Genomic DNA, 19,586 nt, shown 5'->3' with positions numbered 1-19,586 from the left:
TTCAGCGAACAAAAACGCCTTGGCGGCCGATCATCGACAGCTCACCGTAGTTCAGCGCGCCATGCGCCTGGTCACGGAAGCTGATCGCGAGGCCGCCCAGGTCGTAGCCGTTCATGGATTGCAGGGCCTGCTGCAGGGCAGCGGGTTTGACGGGCGCAGCGGTTCTCTTGAGCGCGTCGACAAGCGTCCTGGCCGCGATATAGCCTTCGAAGCTCGCATGACTGAGCTGCTGGCCCGCGCCGATGGCTGCCATCGCGGCGCGGTAGTCGGCGGCAAGGCGGATGTTCGCCCGGGGCGACGGCACCACCTGCATGATCACGACACCGGCGGCGGCATCCGCCAGGTCCTTGTGCAACTGGTTGCCGTTCAGGAACGAGGTGCTGTAGAACTGCGAGCTCACGCCCGTGGCTTTGTAGGCCTTGATGAAGTTCGCCGCCACCGGGTTCGACGCGGACATGATCACGCCCTGCGGCTTCAGCGCGGCCAGCTGTTTCGCCTTGGCGGCCGCGTCGCTGCCGTCCTGCGACAGCACGAACTCGCCCACCAGGTCGCTGCCACGAGATTGCAGGGCTTTGCGCGCCGCGTCGACGGGCACCTTGGCCCCCGGGTTGTCGTTGCGGATCGCGGCAATGCGCGTCTGGCCGATCAGGGCCATGTGGTTCACGATGCGCGTGGCCTCTTCAACGAAGCTGATGCGCAGCGGATAGACGCTGGAGCCTTCGGCATAGACCTGCCCCGCGCCGGTGTACGGGCCGATCACCGGGACCTTGAGCTCCTCGGCCGCCTTCCTGGCGCCAGCCGCCGGCAGAGTGCCGATCGGCATCAGGATCGCCACAGCGCCCTGCTGCACCAGCGCACGCACGTTGGCCTCGGCCTTCTCCGCCGAATTCGCGTCATCCAGCTGCCGCAGCACGACTTGCCGGCCCCGGATGCCACCGGCCTTATTCACGCTCGCCAGCATGGCCTGGATGCCCAGCGCCGGCTCCCGGGAAAAACCGGCGACTGGGCCGCTGGCGATGGCGGTCTGGCCCACGACGATGGGGTCGCTGCCTTGAGCCATGCAGATGCCGGCCGCCCACGCGGCCAGCATCACGGCGAACGTGCGTCTACGGTTCACGGCAGCACAACGTAGTTGCTGAAGCCGCCCTCGCGGTCCTTCAGGCCGGAGATCGCTTCGTTCACCTGCGACAGCGGGAACTTGCGATGCTGCAGGTACGACAGGTCCAGCGTGCCGGTTGCCACCATGTCCGCCATCTCCTGGCCCTGCGCGGTGGTGAACCAGTTGGAGCCGATCAGCTGGATCTGCTCGTCCATCAGCCACTTCACGTCGATCGGCAGATCGTCCGCCACGCCGCCCACATTCACCACCTTGCCGCCGCGGCGCACGCCCTTCATCGAATCGAGCATGGTGGCCACGGGCGCCTTCGCGCCCAGCGCGCTGATGGCGAAGTCCGCGCCGTCGCCGCCCGTCATCGCCTTGGCCCACTCGCCGCTGGAGCCTTCGCCCAAACGCATGACCTCGATGCGATCCGGTGCCAGCGCCTTCACGCGGCGCAGCAGTTCCTCGTCACGCCCAGTGCCCAGGATGCGGGACAGACCCATTGCCAGGCCGAGCACGGTGGCGGCGACGCCCAGCGTGCCGGTGATGCCGTCGATCAACGCGACCTGGCCCGGGCCCGCGCCTGCGTTCTTCAGTGCGCCGTACGAAGTCCCCAAGTAACCGAAGCGGCCCGCCTGCTCGAAGCTGATGTTGTCCGGCAGATTGACGAGCGAATACTCGGGTGCCGTCATGTATTCGCCGAAGCCGCCATAGGGGTACAGGTCGAAAATCTTCTGGCCGTCGCGGCTGGTGCTGAAGTAGCCATTGAGCGTGTAGTAGCGGCACTGGCTTCGCTGCCCCGACCGGCAGGCCTTGCACGACCCGCACGAACGCAGCGGGCTCACGTACACGCGGTCGCCGGGTTTGGCGTTGATCACCGCCTCGCCCACTTCCTCGATCACGCCGGCCGGGTCCAGGCCGAAGATGGCGGGGAATTTGGGCAGTGGCTGGTGCGGGAACCAGCTGGGCCAGTTGTTGATGACATTGGCCATGTTCGGCACGATCCCGCAGGCCTTCACGCGCACCACCACGTCGGTGGGCCGGGGCTTGGGGACGGGGATGGTGTCGAGCGTCATCGGCTTGTGCAGCTCATGCAGCCGCGCTGCAACCATGGTCTTCATGTGTGAGTTTCCTTTGTCAAAATCGGTTGTCATTGCGGACTTGATCCGCAATCCATGCCTTCAAGGCGCGAGGAGCGCAATGCCCGGTGGGCGGAACTTGGGTGGCCACACCGTGACCCACTTGCCGCCTTGCACCTGCTTGAGCTTGGTGTCGGCAACGCCGCTGTTGAACTTGCCGTCGAAGCGCCGCGGGCCGAGCACGGTCTCCACCGCATTGGCCTTCAGCCACGCGGCCATCGCCTTGTCGTCGATGCGGCCCACGGCCTTGACGGCGGCGGCCAGCATCTGCCACGCCGCGTATTCGGCGGCGGCCTGGTAGTCGACGCGTGTGTAGGGCAGACCGGCTGCCTTGGCGCGATCGACGTACAGGCCCACCAGCTCCGTCGCACCGGGGTAGTCGGTGAACGGCGCATGGTCTTCGAACCAGGTGAGGCTGGTGAGGCCATTGGCCGCCGGATGCGCGGCCGTGGGGCCGGGTGCGGGGAACAGGTAGAAGTGATCGCGCGGCTGGTACTCGATGCGCTTCATGGCGTCGAGCAGTTGCGCGGCCTCCAGGCCGATGGCGCCGGACCACAGCAGGTCAGGGTTGGCGTCCTTGATGCGCGCGGCGATGCTGCCGAAGTCGCGCGTGCCGAATTCGTATTCGAGCGAGAGCACGGTCTTCAAGCCGCGCTTGGCCGCGACCTCTTGGCCACCCTTCGCCAGATCGAGTGCCGAGGGGAACTTGCTCGTAACGAAGGCGATCGTCTTCGGCGGCTTGGCCGTGCTGGCGTAAGCGTCGAGGATGACCTCGGTGTCGGCGATGCGCGGGTCGGCGCCCAGCGGCAACGCGGGGAACTGCAACTCGTAGGGCGCCAACGCCGGGTCGCCGAGGCTGCTCTGGATGTACAGCTTGTTGAAGCGCTGCGCCACGCCCATCGCCGCGATGATCGAACTGGTGCCGTAGGGGCCCATCAGCAGGTCCACCTTCTCGGACGTGATCAGGCGCTCGTACAGAGTGCGCGTGTTGGCCGGCTGCGACTGGTCGTCCAGCAGCACCCATTCGAGCTTGCGGCCCAAGAGGCCGCCGCGCTTGTTGGCCGCGTCAACGAATGCCTCGCCGGCGATCTTGTGGATCATGCCCACGCCGGCCAGCGGGCCGGTCAGGGGCAGCGTGCCGCCGACGCGGATCGGCGCACCCGAGGGCTGTTGCGCCCACGAGGGCACTGCGGCTGCTACCGCGGCGCCGACGGCACCCGCGACAAGGGAACGCCTTTGCAGGCTCGCGATCTTCTTCATGTGTTGTCTCCTCGAATGACGGACGGGGTGGTCAGCTGGTGTAGCCGGGTTCCAGGTCGATCGCGAGCGCCCCCATGATCCGGACGCCGGAGTTGTACCAAGCGACGGTGAGGGTCAATGCGATCAGCTCGGGCTCGCTCAGAAAGCTCGCGACGGCAGCCCACGCCGTGTCGTTCACGTCGACACGATGGGTCGATTCGCGCGCGAAGGCCATGACTGCCTTCTCTTGCTCGTCGAACAGCGCCGAGGTGTCAACCTGCGCCACGGCCTTCAACTGTTCGCGCGACACACCGGCTTTCTCGGCATGCGACTGGTGGTGCGCGATCTCGTACTGCGAGCCGGTGCAGTAGCCCACCGTGAGGATCGCCAGCTCGCGCAGCTTCGGGTTGAGCGATGAGCCGCGCAGCGCGTTGGCGTAGGTGAGAAAGCCGTCCAGCAGATCGGGCGTCTGCGTCAGCGCCAGGAAGATGTTGGCGGTGGGGAGCTTGCGCTCCTTTTCCAGCCGGTCGAAGATCGCCTGGTTGGCGGCTTCAGCGCGCCGAAGGTATTTGACTCGTGCCATGTGTGTTCTTTCGCTTGGGGTTCAGGCGGCCTTGGCCGCGATCTGCTGTTGGATGTAGGTTTCGAGCGTCAGGGGGCTCGGTGCCTTCTCGGGCTTGTTCAATACAGCGCCCTCGAACGGCGAAGCGTGGGAATACCAGCGCTCGGTGGCGGGCAGGCCCCAGCGCACGTTGGTGCTGAGTGACGCGGCTTCCCAGCGCACCGGTTCCACCTCGGTGTCGATGGTCTGGTAGTGGCCGTCGCACAGCTCGATGCGGTGACCGTCGGGATCCAGCAGGTACACGTACAACATGCCGCCCGGGCCATGCCGGCCGGGGCCGCGGTCCACAGATCCGCCGTAGCCGAAGTTGCCGGCCAGGTCGCAGGCGGTGAAGATCAGCTGCGGCTCGGGAATGATGTAGGCGAAGTGATGCATCTTCGGCCCGGTGTTCTCGACGATCGCCAAGTCCAGGCAGGTGCCCTTGCGGTACATGAATGCGCCCAGCAGCTTGTCGCCGTGCGCGAGGTATTCGGAGTTGCGAAAGCCGAGCCGGCTATAGAACTCGCAGGACTTGTAGGTGTCCGGTGCGAAGATCTGGAAGTGATCCAGGCGCTGGGCGTGGGCGCCGGTGAACTGTTCGAACTTCAGGAACATGCGTTCGCGCACGGTCATGTGCGCGCAGAGTTCGAGCTTCGTGCCGAACGGGTCCTCCACGTGGAGCGTGCGGCCCTGGTATGGCACCTCCGCCCACGCGGCCGGCAGGCCCTGGTCCTTGAACCACTTGAACGCCACGTCGAGGTCTTCGTCGAAGTACACCCGAAAGCCGATGCGCCTGCAGGTGGCTTCGCCTTGGGTCTGCACCAGCACCAGGCTGTGGTGGCCGGCTTCGGTCAGGCCGCGCAGATAACACTCGGTCGCGGTTTCGTCGCTGACGACGAGACCGATGATCTTCACGTAGAAGTCGCGGCTCTTCTTCAAGTCGGACACGTGCAGCACGATGTGGCTCGCGCGCGTGATGTTGAACGGCGGCTTCAGGTCGACGGCTGGCAGCATGGATGGACTCCTCTCAGGATTGGGGGACGGCGGCGGCCAACGATGCGGCTGGCCGCGTCTGGCGATAGACCGCCGCATGGCGTTGCGCGTGGATCTCGGCAACCAGGTCGTCGATGGCCTCGAGGGCGAACTTCAGGCTGGCCTCATCGGCAAGCAGGCCCTGCTGGATCTTGGTGTGGACGCCACCGATCACCACCGGTGGGCGCACCACCACGCGTGACAGCGCACCGGTCAGGGTCTCGCGCAATTGCGCGTGGGCACGCGCGCCACCGGTGAAGGCCGGCGAGCAGCTCATCATGAGGGCCGGCTTGTGCTTCAAAGGCGACGCAAAGGCGGGCCGCGATGTCCAGTCCAGCGCGTTCTTCAGCACACCGGGGATGCCGAAGTTGTATTCGGGCGTGCAGATCACCAGACCATCCGCGGCGGTGATGGCCGCCTTGAACGCGGCCACCTCGGTCGGCGGCGTCGTACCGTCCAGGTCCTGGTTGTAGAGCGGCAGCCCGTCCAGCGGCAGCAGGTCCATCTCCACGCCCGCGGGCATCAGGTCCTGCAGCGTGCGCAGCACCGCCGTGTTGGCCGATGCGGCCCTGAGGCTGCCAGAAATGGCCGCCAGCTTGATGACACTCATGTCTTTCATCTTTCTGTTCCTTTGCTTTCAGTCATGACGCGCGAACGGCAAGGCGCTCCAGCCGGCGAACTTCGCCTCACTGCCCAACGCCTCTTCGATGCGCAGCACCTCATTCCACTTGGCCATTCGCTCGGATCGGGTGAACGAACCCACCTTCAACTGGCCGGCGTCCCAGCCGACGCTCAGGTGCGCGATCGTGGTGTCTTCGGTCTCGCCCGAGCGGGCGGACACGATGGTTCCGAAGCCCGCGGCCTTGCCCGCGCGCAGCGCGGCGTGCGCTTCACTGACGGTGCCGGCCTGGTTCGGCTTGACGAGTACCGCGTTGAGCGTGCGAGCCTTGGCTGCCGCTTCCACCCGGCCCGCGTGGGTCACGAGGAAGTCGTCGCCGATCACCTGGCAGCGCTTGCCGTGCGCCTCGGTGAACATGCGGAAGCCTTCGGCGTCGTCCTCGGCCACCGGGTCCTCGACCGAGAGGATGGGGTAGCTGTCCAGCCAGCGGCCCAGCATGTCGACCATGCCTTGCGTGTCAAGCTTGCGGCCCTCCAGCGCGAGTTCGTAGTGACCGTTGCGTCCAAATTCCGACGCGGCGATGTCCAGCGAGATGCCCACGTCGCGGCCGGGCTTCAAGCCGGCGTCCGTGATGGCCTCGACCAGCGCGTCCAGGGCTTCCTCGTTCGACTTGAACACGGGCCAGTAGCCGCCCTCGTCGGCCACGCCCTGCAGCTTGCCCGCGGCGCGCAGCCGCGCGCCGGCGGCGCGGTAGATCTCCGCCGTCCAGTCCAGCGCTTCGCCGAAGCTGCTTGCGCAGGGGCACATGACCATGAAGTCCTGCACATCCACGCGGCGCTCGGCATGGGCCCCACCGCCGAAAATCTGGATCTCGGGCAGCGGCAGGCGCACCGCGCGATCTCCGGCCAGGTAGCGCCACACGGGCTGGTGCATCGCCGCCGCGGCGGCATGCAGAACCGCCATCGAGGTCGCGACGATGGCGTTGCCGCCGAGGCGGCCGCGGTTGGGCGAGCCGTCCAGGTCCACCATGCAGGCGTCGGCACCGATCTGGTCGCAGGCGTTGCGCCCGGCCAGCGCCTTGGCAATCTCGCCGTTGATGGAGGCGCAGGCCCGCTGCACGTCCATGCCGCCAAAGCGGCCTCCACCGTCACGCAGGTCCACGGCCTCGCCACTGCCCATGGACGCGCCGGCCGGCGCGATGGCGCGGCCTACGGCGCCGCACTGCAAATGCACTTCCGCCTCGACGGTCGGGCGGCCGCGCGAGTCCCAGACGCGCCGGCCCCTGACTTTCGAGATGCTGGTATCGGTCAAACTAGTCTCCGTTGATGGTTGATTCACCGGCGCGCTGCGCCGATCAGCACGAAGGCCAGCGTCGCCGGCCGCGTGCTCTTGTTGCGCCAGGCGTGGCGGGTGCCGTTCTGCACCACCACGTCGTGTTGGACGAGCCGTTCGGCGCAGCCGTCGTCCAGTTCCAGCCAGACCTCGCCGTCGAGCACGATGCCGTAGTCGACCGTTGGTGTTTCGTGCATGCCATCGGGCTCGAACCGCTCAGCAAGGCCGGGGCTGACCGAGAGGTTCTCGCGCTGCGCGGCGGCGCCGTCGAAGTCCGGCGAGGCGAACACGCTGTCCGGCGGAAACGTGACGATCAGCAGACGGCTCTCGCCTGGGCCCGGCACGATGTTCGCGATCGCCGATGTCGGATCGCCACCGTCGTGCGGCAATGCGGGCACGCCAGGCGTCGCCCACACCAGGCGCGACACCATGCCTGGGATGTGCTGGAACACGCTGGTGCGCGGCGGTGCGCCATCCGCAGCGACCACCGCACGGCCCGCACCGTCGTGACCGGTGACCACACGGCGGATGGCCGCTGGCACGCCCTTGCCGAATGAGTGATCAGACGCCAAGGTAGGCCTCCTTGATCTTGGGGTTGGCAAGCAAATCCCGCGGCGAGCCGGAGGTGACGATGCGCCCCTGCTCGATGACGTAGGCGTGATGCGCCAGCTCCAGCGCCTTGGTGATGTTCTGCTCCACCAGCAGTACGGCCACGCCCCGCTCGTTGATCGTGGCAATGATGCGAAACATGTCGTCGACGATTGCGGGCGACAGGCCGAGCGAGGGCTCGTCCATCAACAGCAGACGCGGCCGCGCCATCAGGGCCCGGCCGATGGCCACCATCTGCTGCTGTCCGCCGGACATCGAACCGGATACCTGGTGCTTGCGCTCGCGCAGGATCGGAAAGAGCGTGAACACCTCCTCCAGCGACTCTTGCAGCTGCGCGCGTCGCTGGGCATAGGCACCCAGCTCCAGGTTTTCCAGCACCGACATGTGCGTGAAGAGGCGTCGGCCCTCGGGCACGATGGCCACGCCGTGCTCGCACACGCGGTGGTTCGCCAGGCGCGAAAGATCGGTGCCGTTGAACAGAACGTCCCCGCTGGTGGGACGCAGGACGCCGGCGATGGCGTTGATCAGCGTGCTCTTGCCGGCGCCGTTGGGGCCGACCACCGAGACGACTTGGCCGGCGCCGATGGAGAGCGACGCGTCCCACACCGCCGGGGCGTCGCCGTAGGCAACATTCAGGTTGCGGACATCAAGCAGCATGGGCTGTCCCCAGGTAGGCGCCGATGACTTCGGGATGCTGCATCGTTTCGCGCGGAGCGCCCAGCGCGAGCAGCTTGCCCTGGTCCAGCACCGCGATGCGGTCGGCGAGCGCGACCACCGCGCGCATCAGGTGTTCGACGAAGACGATGGTGGTGCCGCCGGCGCGGATGCGCTTGATCAGCGCCACGGCCTGGTCCACCTCCGATGGCGTGAGCCCGCACAACACTTCGTCCAGCAGCAGCAGGCTGGGCTGCGCCGCCAGGGCGCGCGAGAACTCGACGAACTTGCGCTCGTGCAGGTTCAGCGCGCGCGGCAGCAAGTTGGCCTTGGCTTCCAGGCCGGTGAAGGCGAGCCAGCGGCGCGCGATCACGTCCGGGTCCTCGTCGCCGATCTGAAGCGCTGGGCCAAAGGCCGCGCACAGGCGCACATTCTCCAGCACCGTGAGGTGTTCGAAGAGACGCGGGATCTGGTAGGTGCGGGCGATGCCTTCGCGGGCGATGCGATGCGGCGGCTGGCCCGATATGGTCTTGCCCTTCAGTGAGATCGAGCCGCCGGACAGCGCGAAGTGCCCGCTGATCATGTTGATCAAAGTCGACTTGCCCGAACCGTTGGGGCCGACCAGCGCGAGGATCTCGCCCTCGTGCACGTCCAGCGTCACGCCACGCAGCGCCTGGATGCCACCGAAGCTCTTGACGACGTCCCGGCACTGCAGCAGCACCGTGTCGGCGCCCGGCGCCGCAGGAGGCGTCGGCGCCAGCGCGAGCTTGGCCCGCGGCAACGGCCGCGGCGCTGGCGCAGGACCGGCGAACCTGCGCACCCATCCCAGCAGGCTCGGCGCGATGCCTTCGGGCAGGACGAGGATCACGATGATCAGCGCCAGCGCGACGCCCGCGCGACCCACCTCGGCGTGGCCGCTGCCCACCACCAGGCTGAGCGCGATCGTGATCAGCGTGGCACCGATCGCCGGACCGGCCCAGTGCCTTGCGCCACCCAGGATGCTCATGAGCACGACGTAGAGCGGCACGGTGATCGCGAACGTATCGGCTACCGTCACGTAGCCCACATAGGCAGCCTGGATCGCGCCCGCCGCGCCGGCGATGGCCGACGAGATGGCGAATGCGGCCAACTTGAAGCGCAGCGTGGGCACACCCTTGACTTCGGCCACGTCTTCGTCGTCGTGAATCGCCAACAAGCCCGCGCCTAACCGCGAGTGCTGGATCCAGCGCGAGATGCCCAACGCGCCGGCGGCCAGTGCCAGGCCCAGCAGGTAGATCGCGCCGGGGACCGACGTGCCGAAGGTCGGCAGCGGCACGTTGCTCAAGTACACCCCGGCGCCGCCGTCGACCGGGGTGTTGGAGATGATCGCCGCCACCACGTACGTCACCGACAGCGTGAGCAGTGCGAAGAATTCGGCGCGCAGCGAATGGATACGGAACACCACCAGCCCGATGCCCAGCGCCAGCAGCGCCGACACCCCGGCCGCCAGCGGAATGGTGAGCAGGAACGGCAGGCCCCACTTGGCCGCAAGCGTTGCCGTCGTGTAGACACCGGCGCCGAAGAAGGCGGCGTGGCCGAAGCTCCAGTAGCCGGCGTAGCCGCTCAGGATGCCCCAGCTGGTGGCCAGTGCCACCCAGAAGAAGATGACGTACAGGTACGACAGGTAGAAGTCGGGCGCGCCCAGGTAAGGCAGGGCCACCAGGCCGATGCCGGCGATCGGCGCCAAGGTTCGGATGTTCAGAGCCATTTGGGCTTCCACAGCAGCAAGGCGATGAGGATGGAGAAGGCCACCAGGGGCGCCCACGCCGGGTTGACCACGGCCATGGTGATGGCCTCGGAGACGCCGATCAGCACGCCCGCACAGAGAGCGCCGATGGGGTTGGCGAGGCCGCCGATGATGACCACCGCGAACACCACGCCGATCCAGGCTTCGATCTGCGACGGCGCGAGGGTGGATGTCAGCGCGATGAAGATGCCTGCGATGCCCGCCAACGCCGAGCACGCGCCGGCCAGCAGGTAGGACAGCCGCACGGCGTTGACCCCGAAGGCAGCGGCAATGGGTCCGTCATGCGCGGCAGCGCGCAGCGCCCGGCCCAGCATCGTCTTGTGCAACGCGGCCCACACCGATACCGCCAGCACGGCGGCGCACATGAACGCCAGCAGTTCCAGCTTGGGCACGAACACCGGCCCGATCTTCAGCGACTCCAGCGCGTAGGGCGTTTCGAACTTGCGATAGTCGGCCGACCAGATCCACTGGATGACGGATTCGATCAGCACGGTGATGCCGAAGGTCACCAGCATCGAAGCGAATTCGCTGACCTTGAAGCGCACGAACAGCGCGTGCAGTGCGACACCCACCGCGAAGAACAGCGGAACGATGCCGAACACGGCGACCCAGGGCGCAACGTTGAACCGCGTGCCCAGGTGGTATGTGAGGTAGGCGCTGAGGAACGCCAGCGCGAAGTGGCTGAGGTTCACCAGGCGCAGCAGGCCCCAGCTGAGGCTGAGCCCCAAGGCCAGCAGGCCGTAGATGCCGCCGAGCAGCATGCCGCCGATGGCGGTTTGCGCAAGCAGGCTGAAGCTCACTGCGGACACCTCTCGTTGGTGGGGCTCGCCGGTGCCGGCGCGGCCGGGGATCTGTGCATGTTTCCGTCTCCTTTGTGCTATCGTTTGCGCAATTCTGGCGTGGAAGCGAATAGCTGTCAAGCTCTCTGATAGCCCCTATTGCAACTAACCAGAATCGATTGACATGCGAAGTCAATTTGAGCTAACGTTAGCCTTAATTTAGCCACGGAGCCGCATAGATGAACAACACCACCCACATCGCGCGTTACGCGCTGCAGGGCCGCATCCACTACGGCATCGTCGAAGGCGACCGGCTGCGCCGGCTGGCGGCACCGCCGTTCGAAGGCCTGGTCGAAACCGGCGATATCGACCCGCTCGCGCAAGCGAAGCTGCTGGCGCCCATCGAGCGGCCGCGCATCTTCGGTGCGGCCTACAACTACCGCGAACACACGAAAGAGTCCGGCAAGAAGGAGCCCGAGGCGCCCGTGATCTTCATGAAGCCGAGCACAGCGGCCGTGGGGCCGGGCGACTCCATCGTGTACCCCTGGGACGGCGAGATCGTCCATTACGAGGGCGAGCTCTGCGCCGTGATGGGCAAGACCGCGCGCTACGTGACCGAAGCGGATGCGCTGGACTATGTGCTGGGCTACACCTGCGGCAACGACGTGAGCGACCGGGTGGTGCAGCGCCGCGAATCGGCGTTCGGGTGCCTGCTGGCCGGCAAGGGTTACGATACCTTCGCACCGATCGGGCCTCACATCGTGACCGGACTCGATCCATCGAAGCAGCGGGTCATCACGCGCGTCAACGGCGCCATGCGGCAGGATGGGTCGACGGCGGACTTGGTGTTCTCCGTCCCCTTCCTCATCGCCTACCTGAGCCGCTTCATGACGCTGCTGCCGGGCGACGTGATCATGACCGGCACGCCGGCCGGCGTCGGCCTGCTGCAACCAGGCGATACCGTGGAAGTGGAAATCCCCGGGATCGGCGTGCTCAGCAACGATGTGACGCTCGAGTCGCGGCCGGGGCGTTGACATACGGGTCGCCGGTCATGAACTGGCGAAGGCGGCCGAGTGGTGGACCGCTTCCTGCGCTTCGCATGCCTTGCGCAGGTCCAGTGCGACGTCGACAATCATGTCTTCCTGGCCGCCCACCATGCGACGGCGTCCGAGTTCCACCAGGATGTCCACCGTCTTGAGCCCGTACTTCGCGGCGGCGGCTTCCGCATGCCGCAGGAAGCTGGAGTAGACGCCGGCGTAGCCGAGTGCCAGCGTTTCACGATCCACGCGGACGGGGCGGTCCTGCAGCGGGCGCACCAGGTCGTCAGCGGCATCCATCAGCTTGAGAAGATCGGTGCCGTGGTTCCAGCCCAGGCGGGCCGCGGCCGCGATGAACACCTCGAGCGGCGCATTGCCTGCCCCCGCGCCCATGCCCGCCAGGCTGGCATCGACACGGTCGCATCCCTCCTCCACCGCCACGATCGAATTCGCCACGCCCAGGCTCAGGTTGTGGTGGGCGTGAATACCGGTTTCCGTGGCCGGATCGAGCACGTCCTTGAACGCCCGGAAGCGGTCGCGCACGTCGTTCATGTTCAGCGCGCCGCCGGAGTCCACGACGTACACGCATGCCGCTCCGTAGCTCTCCATCAGCTTGGCCTGCTGCGCGAGCATCGCGGCCGGAATCATGTGGCTCATCATGAGGAAGCCGACCGCTTCCATGCCGAGTTCACGCGCGTACGCGATGTGCTGCTTCGAGACATCGGCTTCCGTGCAGTGCGTCGCCACGCGCACGATGCGGGCGCCGGCGTCATAGGCGACGCGCAGGTCGTGGGTCGTCCCGATGCCGGGCAGCAGCAGCGTTGCGACCTTGGCATGGCGCACGGTCTGCGCGACCGCCGCGATCCATTCGACGTCGGTATGCGCGCCGAAGCCGTAGTTGAAACTGGAGCCTTCCAGGCCGTCGCCGTGCGCGACTTCGATGCTGTCGACGCCGGACGCATCGAGCGCCGCGGCGATCGCCTTCACGTTCGCAACGCTGTACTGGTGCCGCACGGCATGGCTGCCGTCGCGCAGCGTGACGTCGGAGATATAGATCTTCTTGTTCATGAGAGTCTCGCTCCGCGTGCGGTGCCGGCGGCCAGCCGGCGGCGCGCCATCATGTCGCCGCACGCCAGGGCGGCGGAGGTCATGATGTCCAGGTTGCCGGCATAAGAAGGCAGGTAGTGCGCTGCGCCTTCGACCTCCAGGAACACCGAGGTCTTCAGCCCGTGCCGGGGCCCGAGCTTCGGCACGTTGAGCGGCCGATCGGCGGGAATCCGTTCGAATTGCACGCGCTGCTTCAGGCGGTAGCCGGGCACGTAGGCCTGCACTTTCGCCACCATCCGCGCTATGCTGTTCTCCACAGTCTCCTGGTCCGCGTCCTCCGACAGGACGAACACCGTGTCGCGCATGATCAGCGGCGGTTCGGCCGGGTTCAGGACGATGATGGCCTTGCCCCGCTCGGCGCCACCCAATTTCTCGATTGCCGAGCGCGTCGTCTCGGTGAACTCGTCGATGTTGGCTCGCGTGCCCGGGCCTGCTGACTTGCTGGAGATCGAAGCGACGATTTCCGCGTAGTGGACCTTCGCCACGCTCGAGATGGCCGCCACCATCGGGATGGTCGCCTGCCCGCCGCAGGTCACCATGTTCATGTTCGGCGCGTCCTCGTCCTCCAAGTTGATGGCCGGGATGACGTAGGGGCCGATCGCCGCCGGCGTCAGGTCGATGAGCTGCACGCCGTGCGCACGCAGGATCTCGTCGTGATGCCGGTGCGCGCCGGCGGAAGTCGCGTCGAAGACGACGTCGATGAATGGGAACACGTCCATCTTCAGCAGGCCTTCGACGCCTTCGGCCGTCGAGGGAATGCCCAGCCGCTGCGCACGGGCCAAGCCATCCGACGCCGGATCGACACCCACCATCGCGCCCATCTCCAGGTGCCTGGCGTGCCGCATCACCTTGATCATCAGGTCGGTGCCGATATTGCCCGGGCCGATGATCGCGGCCTTGACTTTCTCGCTCACTGTTTTTCTCCTTCCACGCGGAAGGCGGCCTGACCCAGGCCCTCGATCTCGACACTCACGGCGTTGCCCGGCTTGATCCACTCGGCCGCCGTGGCGCCACCCGCCATGACAACCGCGCCGGCCTGCAGCGGCTCGCCGGAGGCTGCCGACAGGCGCACCGCGGCGACGAGAGAACGCAGGGGATGGCCGAGAATCGCGGCCGTCGACCCGACCTGGATCACGCGGCCGTCGATGTTCAGCGTCAGGCCCAGGTTGCTGAAATCCACCGAGGGATCGCACCACGGCCCGATCACATACCCACTGGACGAAGCGTTGTCGGCGATGACGTCGGTCAGCGTGAACTTGAAATCGACGTAGCGCGAATCGATGATCTCGAGCGCCGGTGCGATGGCTTCGACGCAGGCCAGCGCCTCGGGCGCCGTGGCGTGGGCCGGGATCGGCTTCTTCAGGATGAACGCCAGTTCGGGCTCAACGCGCGGGTGCACGTAGCGCGCGAAAGAGATGGCGCCGCCCTCCTCGACGTTCATGTCCTGGGTCAGCCGGCCCCAGATCACGTCGGCAAGCCCCATCTGCAGCATCTTGCTTCGGCTGGTGAATCCCATCTTGACGCCAGTGCGCGCGTTGCCGCGGGCGACGCGATGCTGCACGACTGCGCACTGGATCAGATAGGCTTCCTCCAGGGACAGTTGATTGTCCGGATCGACCTGCGCGATGGCGTGTGCGGCGCGGGCGGCGGTGTCCAGCCGTGCCGCCGTTTCTTCAATATGGTTCATGTAGGTGCCTTTGCGGCCGTGGTTTCGAAAACGGCGCGCACGCTGCCCAATCCGTTGATGCGTGCGTCGAAGACATCACCGGCGTTGACCGGCACCATCGGGCCCAGCGCGCCGGACAGCACGAGGTCGCCGGCTCGCAGTGGCCGCCCTACGCGGGCCATGGTGCGGGCCAGCCAGACCAGCGCGTTGAGCGGGTGCGCCAGGCATGCAGCACCCGCGCCCACCGACACGGGCTCTCCGCCTCGCGTCATCGCCATGCCGGCGAGCCGCAGGTCGATGTCGCGCGGCAGGCGGGGCGTTCCGCCCAGCACGTAGGCACCTGAGGAAGCGTTGTCCGCGACGGTATCGACGAGGCGGATGTTCCAGTTGGCGATGCGGCTGCCGACGATCTCTATCGCCGGCAGCAGATGGTCCACGGCCTTCAGCACGTCCACATGGCCGGGATGGGACATGTCGAGGTCGCGCCCGAGAACGAACGCGACCTCCGCTTCCACCTTCGCCTGGTGCAGCTTCGACAGAGGGACGGTTTCACCGTCGCCGTAGCCCATGTCGTCGAACAACATGCCGAAATCCGGCTGGTCGACGCCGAGCTGCTCCTGGACGACACGCGCCGTCAGGCCGATCTTGCAGCCGACGATGCGGCGTCCCGCGGCCACCTTGCGTTCGGTGTTGATGCGCTGGATCGCATAGGCATCCTCTGAGTCGAGGCCGGCATAGGTCTCGCGCAGGGGCGGGATGAAGCCGCCGGTTTCGCCGGCGCGCCAGAGCGCATTGGCTGCTTCCGCCAGCGTGGCGGGATGAGTGGGCATGGGTTCTCCATTCATGCCCGCGGACGGGCATGTCAATTCGATTGCTGGGGGCTAGCGCCGCGGCGGAAGGACTCGCCGCGGTTGCATTAGAGAGACCGGTCTTTGATCCCGACCTTCGCGTAGATTTCGTTCACGTGCTGCTTCACGCTTTCGGGCGTGGTGTCGTTGGCGGGCATGTGAGCCCAGCCCACCTTGGCCCGCGCGTAGCGGCCGATTTCCTCGTCCTGGTCGCCGGTCGCGCCGCTGATGCCGTACGCGCCGACCATCTCATCGCCCTTGAAGACGGGGGCGCCGCCGCCCGAGGCCGTCACCTGGCCATTCGTGAGCACGGAGGCGTTCACCAGCATCTGCGGGTTGCGCTCCTTGAACCACTGCTGGATCACCAGCCCGTCCGTGAAGCGCGGGCTCATCGAACGGAAAGCCGCGACGGTAAAGGCCTTGGCGCGCGCGGTGTCGGGCGTGATGAAGCCGGCGTCGTCCATGCGCTCGAGAGCGATGAGGTGGCCTTCCGGCCCGACGATGGCAATCGAGACCGGCACGCCCATTTCGGTTGCTTTTTCGGTCACCGCCTTGATGAACTCGCGGCATTCGGTTGCGAGAAGCTTGGCCATGTCTTGAATCCTTTTCTTGAAAATGTCTATTCGGGTTTGATGCCTGCGGCCTGGATGAACGCGGACCAGTGCGTGGACTCGGCGCGCAGGAAGCGCGTGAACTCCTCGCCGCTGTTCTTCATCGCGTCCAGGCCCTGGGTGCGATAGGTCGCCTGCACTTCGGCGGAGTCCAGCGCCGCATGGGCGGCGGCGCGCAGCTTGGCCGCCACGGCTTCGGGCGTACCGGCGGGCGCCACCAGGCCGATCCACACCGAGGTGTTGAAACCCTTGAGGCCCAGTTCGTCGAGCGTCGCGATCTCAGGCGCGGCCGCGGTCCGTCTGGCACTGGTGACAGCGAGCGCCTTCAGCTTGCCGGCGCGCACGTGCTGCAGCACGGTGGATGTCGGCGAGAACATCATCTGGACCTGGCCGCCCAGCAAATCGGTCACGGCGGGCAGGCTGCCCCGATAGGGGATGTGAAGGAGCTTCACGCCCGTCATCTGCGCGAACAGCTCGCCCGAAAGGTGGGGCGAGGTGCCGATCCCCGACGAGGCGTAGCTCAAGCCGCCCGGCTTGGCCTTGGCATGGGCGATCAGCTCGGCCACAGTCGACACGTTCAGCGACGGATGGACCACCAGCACGTTCGGCGCGTTTCCGATCAGCGTGATCGGCGTGAAGTCCTTCACCGGGTCCACGGCGGTGGAATTCGGGAAGGCGGCGTTGATCGAATTCGCCACCGTGATGGCGAAGAGGTTGTAGCCATCGGGTTGCGCCGTGGCCACGGCTTTGGCCGCGATGTTGCTTCCCGCGCCGGGGCGGTTGTCCATCACGAAGGGCTGGCCCAGGCGGCGTGCCATCTGTTCGGCGACGGCGCGGGCCGCAATGTCGGTGGCGGTGCCGGGCGGAAACCCGACGAGGACTTTCACGGGTGCCGCGGGGTAGGCGGCCTGTGCGAGGGCGGCCGCCGGGAGCACGGCGCCGAGGGCAACGGGCAGGCAAGCAAGCAGTTCACGTCGGTTCATGTCTCGTCCTTCTGGTTGCTGTTATTAGAAGGGGCCGGGCGTTATCATTCAAACGAAACTTTTCAATCAACTGATAGTCCCCGCTCATGAATGTGACGCTACGCCAGCTGAGGGCCTTCGTCCTGGTGGCCCGGCTTGGCAGCTTCACGCGGGCAGCCCAGGCGATGCACGTGACGCAGTCCGCGTTGAGCCTGCTGGTGCGGGAACTTGAAGGCGCAGTCAATACACGCCTGTTTGATCGCACGACACGGGCCGTGGCCTTGACGGCTGCCGGCAGCGAGTTCTTCCCACAGGCCCAGCGCATCCTGAGCGAACTGGAGTCCGCGCTTGCCGGTGTCGACAAGTTCCTTGCCAAGGAGCGCGGTACCGTGATCGTGGCCGCGCCGCTGCTCCTGTCCAGCGTGTACCTGCCCCCCATCCTCGCGGCCTTCCGCGTCAAATTTCCCGGCATCGAGGTGATGCTGCAGGACACGCTCCCGGCCCAGGTGCTGCCACTCGTGGCGAGCGGCCAGGCCGATGTGGGCATCGGCACCTTTGCCGCGAATGAAGCGGAGCTGCAGCGGACGCTGCTCTTTACCGAAGCCATGGTCGCGGTGTTCCCGGCGGCGCATCCGTTCAGTGCGAAGCGGCGGCTGGCGTGGGCGGACCTGGCGGCGCAACCCGTGCTGGCCTTGCGGCGCGGCAGCGTGTTCCGGGACTTGACCGAGGCCGGCTTTGCATCGGCGGGCGTCGCCCTGAAGCCCGCGATGGAAGCCAACTACGCGGGCTCGCTCATCGGCTTGGTCGATGCCGGCGTGGGCGTCGCGATCCTCCCAGGCTACGCCGTGCGGCTGACGGACAAGTCGCGCATCCGCTGGCTGCGCCTGGAAAAGCCCGTGATCGACCGCGAAGTGTCGCTCGTGCACAGGTCAGCGGCGTCCTTGTCGCCGGCAGCCCAGGCTTTCGCGGAATTCATCGCCGCGACTGATGAAGCGCGCCTATGAGTTCATGAGTTCTCTTCGTTGGACGCCGGCAGGATCGCCATCGATACTGGAACGACGACTACACAGGAGACACTCATGCTGTTGAAGAAATTCTCTCGCACCGGGGCAATGGCGCTGCTGCTCGGATTGCTCGCGGCCCACGGCCTTGCCGCCGCCGCGCTCGGAAGCCCGCTGACACTGGCAGACGAAGGCATTTTCTTCGTCGGGGCCAGGCCCAAGACATCCGCGTTCCCGGGTGCGTCACCAGCGGGACCCGTTCCTCCTGGCACCGTGATGGTGGACCAGATGTACGTTCACTACCGCATTCCCGCAGGTGCCGGCAAGACGCCCATCGTGCTTGTGCATGGTGGCGGGCTCACCGGTGCCAGCTATGAGACCACGCCGGACGGCCGCGAGGGATGGGCCACATACTTCGCGCGCAAGGGTTTTCCGGTCTACGTGGTCGACACCCCGGGGCGCGGCCGCGCGGGCTTCGACTCCACCGCCGTCAACCGAGCCAGGAAGGAAAACGACGCCGGTGTGTTGCCGCCCAACGTCCTGCTGGTGACGGGCGAACTGGCGTGGCCGCTCTTCCGCTTCGGGCCCAGCTATGGGACGCCCTACGCCGACACCCAATACCCGGTGCAAGCCATGCCCGCATTCGGCGCACAGGTCGTGCCATTCGGGGAGGCGTTCTACGAAGGCAGCCCGATGCAGTCGGTGCCACGCGCCTTGGCCGAACTGCTGGATCGCATCGGGCCTTCGATCATCATCGTGCATTCCCTGGCCGGCCCTTTCGCGGATGCGCTGGTGGACCTGCGCCCGAAGCTGGTCCGCGCCGTCGTCAACATCGAGGGCGCGCAGAACGTCGTGCCGTCGGACAAGCAAGTGGCGGCGTACAGCGGCGTGCCCGTGCTCGAATTGTTCGGCGACCACCTCGACGCGCCGGTGTTCACCGCCGGACCGCGGCTGCAGGCACGGCAAGCGGTGGTCGACCGGATCAATCGCCAGCCCGGGGGGATGGCGGTGCTGAAGAATCTGCCCGATGCGGGGATGAAGGGCAACTCCCACATGATGATGCAGGACAAGAACAACCTGCAGGTCGCCGATTTCATCCTCGACTGGCTGCGGGGCGCGCTGAAGTAGATCCGCACCCCGTCACTTGTGCGGATCGTGCACAAGTGGGTGAGAAATCATCGGTTGCGGCGAACGGACTCTCGCCTTAGATTCCAGGGCGCACCTTCAATCACTCCCTGCCGAAACGAGTCCCCGATGAAAGTCCTGGTTCCAGTCAAGCGTGTCGTCGACTTCAACGTGAAAGTCCGGGTCAAGTCGGACAACACGGGTGTCGACATTGCCAACGTCAAGATGAGCATGAACCCCTTTGACGAAATCGCCGTCGAAGAGGCGGTGCGCCTCAGAGAAAAAGGCGTCGTCACCGAGGTCATCGCCGTCTCCTGCGGCGTGGCCCAATGCCAGGAAA

The 19,586-nt window shown here is 66.6% G+C and carries 20 protein-coding genes and 1 pseudogene; 4 read left to right on the top strand and 17 right to left on the bottom strand.

From position 1 onward, the window contains the following. Position 1: 1 nt before the first annotated feature. From EEB15_RS27275 to EEB15_RS27225, 11 genes are read right to left on the bottom strand one after another with little or no spacing between them, the layout of a single operon-like run. On the bottom strand, positions 2 to 1,117 hold the full coding sequence (locus EEB15_RS27275; RefSeq protein ID WP_141513117.1) for an ABC transporter substrate-binding protein: 1,116 nt from the start codon (positions 1,115 to 1,117) through the stop codon (positions 2 to 4). Continuing rightward, complete coding sequence (locus EEB15_RS27270; protein ID WP_199236648.1) at positions 1,114 to 2,220, bottom strand: alcohol dehydrogenase catalytic domain-containing protein; 1,107 nt, start codon at positions 2,218 to 2,220, stop codon at positions 1,114 to 1,116. The genes EEB15_RS27275 and EEB15_RS27270 overlap by 4 nt, the downstream gene beginning before the upstream one ends. A 60-nt stretch (positions 2,221 to 2,280) precedes the next feature. Next, positions 2,281 to 3,498 (bottom strand): amino acid ABC transporter substrate-binding protein, encoded by a 1,218-nt coding sequence (locus tag EEB15_RS27265; protein WP_141513116.1) that lies wholly within the window; start codon positions 3,496 to 3,498, stop codon positions 2,281 to 2,283. A gap of 31 nt (positions 3,499 to 3,529) precedes the next feature. After that, positions 3,530 to 4,060, bottom strand: a complete 531-nt coding sequence (locus EEB15_RS27260) for a carboxymuconolactone decarboxylase family protein (RefSeq protein WP_141513115.1) — start codon at positions 4,058 to 4,060, stop codon at positions 3,530 to 3,532. Between the two features lie 21 nt (positions 4,061 to 4,081). Further along, positions 4,082 to 5,092, bottom strand: coding sequence for a VOC family protein (locus EEB15_RS27255; RefSeq protein ID WP_141513114.1), 1,011 nt, complete (start codon positions 5,090 to 5,092; stop codon positions 4,082 to 4,084). Between the two features lie 13 nt (positions 5,093 to 5,105). Continuing rightward, positions 5,106 to 5,729 (bottom strand): NADPH-dependent FMN reductase, encoded by a 624-nt coding sequence (locus tag EEB15_RS27250; protein WP_370283959.1) that lies wholly within the window; start codon positions 5,727 to 5,729, stop codon positions 5,106 to 5,108. An 18-nt stretch (positions 5,730 to 5,747) separates the two neighbouring features. Then, complete coding sequence (eno, locus tag EEB15_RS27245; protein ID WP_141513113.1) at positions 5,748 to 7,040, bottom strand: phosphopyruvate hydratase; 1,293 nt, start codon at positions 7,038 to 7,040, stop codon at positions 5,748 to 5,750. Positions 7,041 to 7,063: 23 nt separating this feature from the next. Beyond that, entirely contained in the window at positions 7,064 to 7,633 is a 570-nt protein-coding gene (locus EEB15_RS27240; RefSeq protein ID WP_141513112.1) for a cupin domain-containing protein, read from the bottom strand. Further along, positions 7,623 to 8,327 (bottom strand): ABC transporter ATP-binding protein, encoded by a 705-nt coding sequence (locus tag EEB15_RS27235; protein WP_141513111.1) that lies wholly within the window; start codon positions 8,325 to 8,327, stop codon positions 7,623 to 7,625. Before EEB15_RS27235 ends, EEB15_RS27240 begins: the two co-directional genes overlap by 11 nt. Further along, positions 8,317 to 10,071: an ATP-binding cassette domain-containing protein gene (locus EEB15_RS27230; protein ID WP_141513110.1), complete on the bottom strand. Its 1,755-nt coding sequence runs from the start codon at positions 10,069 to 10,071 to the stop codon at positions 8,317 to 8,319. The genes EEB15_RS27235 and EEB15_RS27230 overlap by 11 nt, the downstream gene beginning before the upstream one ends. Further along, positions 10,062 to 10,910 (bottom strand): branched-chain amino acid ABC transporter permease, encoded by an 849-nt coding sequence (locus EEB15_RS27225; protein ID WP_199236647.1) that lies wholly within the window; start codon positions 10,908 to 10,910, stop codon positions 10,062 to 10,064. Before EEB15_RS27225 ends, EEB15_RS27230 begins: the two co-directional genes overlap by 10 nt. A 218-nt stretch (positions 10,911 to 11,128) precedes the next feature. Between EEB15_RS27225 and EEB15_RS27220 the strand changes: the two genes are divergently transcribed. Continuing rightward, positions 11,129 to 11,923, top strand: coding sequence for a fumarylacetoacetate hydrolase family protein (locus EEB15_RS27220; protein ID WP_141513109.1), 795 nt, complete (start codon positions 11,129 to 11,131; stop codon positions 11,921 to 11,923). Between the two features lie 15 nt (positions 11,924 to 11,938). On the opposite strand, the gene dmpG is transcribed toward EEB15_RS27220, so the two are convergent. The 6 genes from dmpG to EEB15_RS27190 form a co-directional block, all read right to left on the bottom strand. Then, positions 11,939 to 12,994 carry a 4-hydroxy-2-oxovalerate aldolase gene (gene dmpG / locus EEB15_RS27215; protein WP_141513108.1) on the bottom strand — a complete coding sequence of 352 codons (1,056 nt, stop codon included), beginning with the start codon at positions 12,992 to 12,994 and terminating at the stop codon, positions 11,939 to 11,941. Beyond that, a complete protein-coding gene (locus EEB15_RS27210; protein WP_141513107.1) occupies positions 12,991 to 13,947 on the bottom strand; it encodes an acetaldehyde dehydrogenase (acetylating) in 957 nt (318 codons plus the stop codon). Before EEB15_RS27210 ends, dmpG begins: the two co-directional genes overlap by 4 nt. Further along, positions 13,944 to 14,720 carry a 2-keto-4-pentenoate hydratase gene (locus EEB15_RS27205; RefSeq protein ID WP_141513106.1) on the bottom strand — a complete coding sequence of 259 codons (777 nt, stop codon included), beginning with the start codon at positions 14,718 to 14,720 and terminating at the stop codon, positions 13,944 to 13,946. Before EEB15_RS27205 ends, EEB15_RS27210 begins: the two co-directional genes overlap by 4 nt. Beyond that, positions 14,717 to 15,529 (bottom strand): 2-keto-4-pentenoate hydratase, encoded by an 813-nt coding sequence (gene mhpD / locus EEB15_RS27200; protein WP_141513105.1) that lies wholly within the window; start codon positions 15,527 to 15,529, stop codon positions 14,717 to 14,719. The genes EEB15_RS27205 and mhpD overlap by 4 nt, the downstream gene beginning before the upstream one ends. Positions 15,530 to 15,615: 86 nt before the next feature. After that, the gene (locus EEB15_RS27195; protein WP_141513104.1) at positions 15,616 to 16,140 is read right to left on the bottom strand and encodes a heme-binding protein; all 525 of its coding nucleotides are present in this window, start codon (positions 16,138 to 16,140) and stop codon (positions 15,616 to 15,618) included. Positions 16,141 to 16,166: 26 nt separating this feature from the next. After that, a complete protein-coding gene (locus tag EEB15_RS27190) occupies positions 16,167 to 17,141 on the bottom strand; it encodes a tripartite tricarboxylate transporter substrate binding protein (RefSeq protein ID WP_141513103.1) in 975 nt (324 codons plus the stop codon). A gap of 86 nt (positions 17,142 to 17,227) precedes the next feature. On the opposite strand from EEB15_RS27190, the gene EEB15_RS27185 reads away from it, so the two are divergent. From EEB15_RS27185 to EEB15_RS27175, 3 genes and pseudogenes are all read left to right on the top strand, one after another. Further along, positions 17,228 to 18,124, top strand: coding sequence for a LysR family transcriptional regulator (locus EEB15_RS27185; RefSeq protein ID WP_141513102.1), 897 nt, complete (start codon positions 17,228 to 17,230; stop codon positions 18,122 to 18,124). Between the two features lie 75 nt (positions 18,125 to 18,199). After that, the gene (locus tag EEB15_RS27180) at positions 18,200 to 19,249 is read left to right on the top strand and encodes a lysophospholipase (RefSeq protein ID WP_141513101.1); all 1,050 of its coding nucleotides are present in this window, start codon (positions 18,200 to 18,202) and stop codon (positions 19,247 to 19,249) included. Positions 19,250 to 19,375: 126 nt separating this feature from the next. Next, positions 19,376 to 19,586, top strand: a pseudogene (locus tag EEB15_RS27175) (electron transfer flavoprotein subunit beta/FixA family protein); the annotation flags it as partial.

It is taken from the genome of Ramlibacter sp. WS9, from assembly GCF_003797765.1.
Lineage (GTDB): Bacteria > Pseudomonadota > Gammaproteobacteria > Burkholderiales > Burkholderiaceae_C > Ramlibacter.
Note: the sequence above shows the minus strand (reverse complement) of the source record. Positions and strands in the feature narration are given on the sequence as shown.

What these genes read in the sequence shown, in the direction of transcription:
- EEB15_RS27185 (WP_141513102.1), top strand. Translation starts at nt 17,228, where the DNA reads ATGAATGTGACGCTACGCCAGCTGAGGGCCTTCGTCCTGGTGGCCCGG.
- EEB15_RS27260 (WP_141513115.1), bottom strand. Translation starts at nt 4,060, where the DNA reads ATGGCACGAGTCAAATACCTTCGGCGCGCTGAAGCCGCCAACCAGGCG.
- EEB15_RS27265 (WP_141513116.1), bottom strand. Translation starts at nt 3,498, where the DNA reads ATGAAGAAGATCGCGAGCCTGCAAAGGCGTTCCCTTGTCGCGGGTGCC.
- EEB15_RS27230 (WP_141513110.1), bottom strand. Translation starts at nt 10,071, where the DNA reads ATGGCTCTGAACATCCGAACCTTGGCGCCGATCGCCGGCATCGGCCTG.
- EEB15_RS27235 (WP_141513111.1), bottom strand. Translation starts at nt 8,327, where the DNA reads ATGCTGCTTGATGTCCGCAACCTGAATGTTGCCTACGGCGACGCCCCG.
- EEB15_RS27270 (WP_199236648.1), bottom strand. Translation starts at nt 2,220, where the DNA reads ATGAAGACCATGGTTGCAGCGCGGCTGCATGAGCTGCACAAGCCGATG.
- EEB15_RS27255 (WP_141513114.1), bottom strand. Translation starts at nt 5,092, where the DNA reads ATGCTGCCAGCCGTCGACCTGAAGCCGCCGTTCAACATCACGCGCGCG.
- EEB15_RS27220 (WP_141513109.1), top strand. Translation starts at nt 11,129, where the DNA reads ATGAACAACACCACCCACATCGCGCGTTACGCGCTGCAGGGCCGCATC.
- dmpG (WP_141513108.1), bottom strand. Translation starts at nt 12,994, where the DNA reads ATGAACAAGAAGATCTATATCTCCGACGTCACGCTGCGCGACGGCAGC.
- EEB15_RS27190 (WP_141513103.1), bottom strand. Translation starts at nt 17,141, where the DNA reads ATGAACCGACGTGAACTGCTTGCTTGCCTGCCCGTTGCCCTCGGCGCC.
- mhpD (WP_141513105.1), bottom strand. Translation starts at nt 15,529, where the DNA reads ATGCCCACTCATCCCGCCACGCTGGCGGAAGCAGCCAATGCGCTCTGG.
- EEB15_RS27205 (WP_141513106.1), bottom strand. Translation starts at nt 14,720, where the DNA reads ATGAACCATATTGAAGAAACGGCGGCACGGCTGGACACCGCCGCCCGC.
- EEB15_RS27195 (WP_141513104.1), bottom strand. Translation starts at nt 16,140, where the DNA reads ATGGCCAAGCTTCTCGCAACCGAATGCCGCGAGTTCATCAAGGCGGTG.
- EEB15_RS27180 (WP_141513101.1), top strand. Translation starts at nt 18,200, where the DNA reads ATGCTGTTGAAGAAATTCTCTCGCACCGGGGCAATGGCGCTGCTGCTC.
- EEB15_RS27250 (WP_370283959.1), bottom strand. Translation starts at nt 5,729, where the DNA reads ATGAAAGACATGAGTGTCATCAAGCTGGCGGCCATTTCTGGCAGCCTC.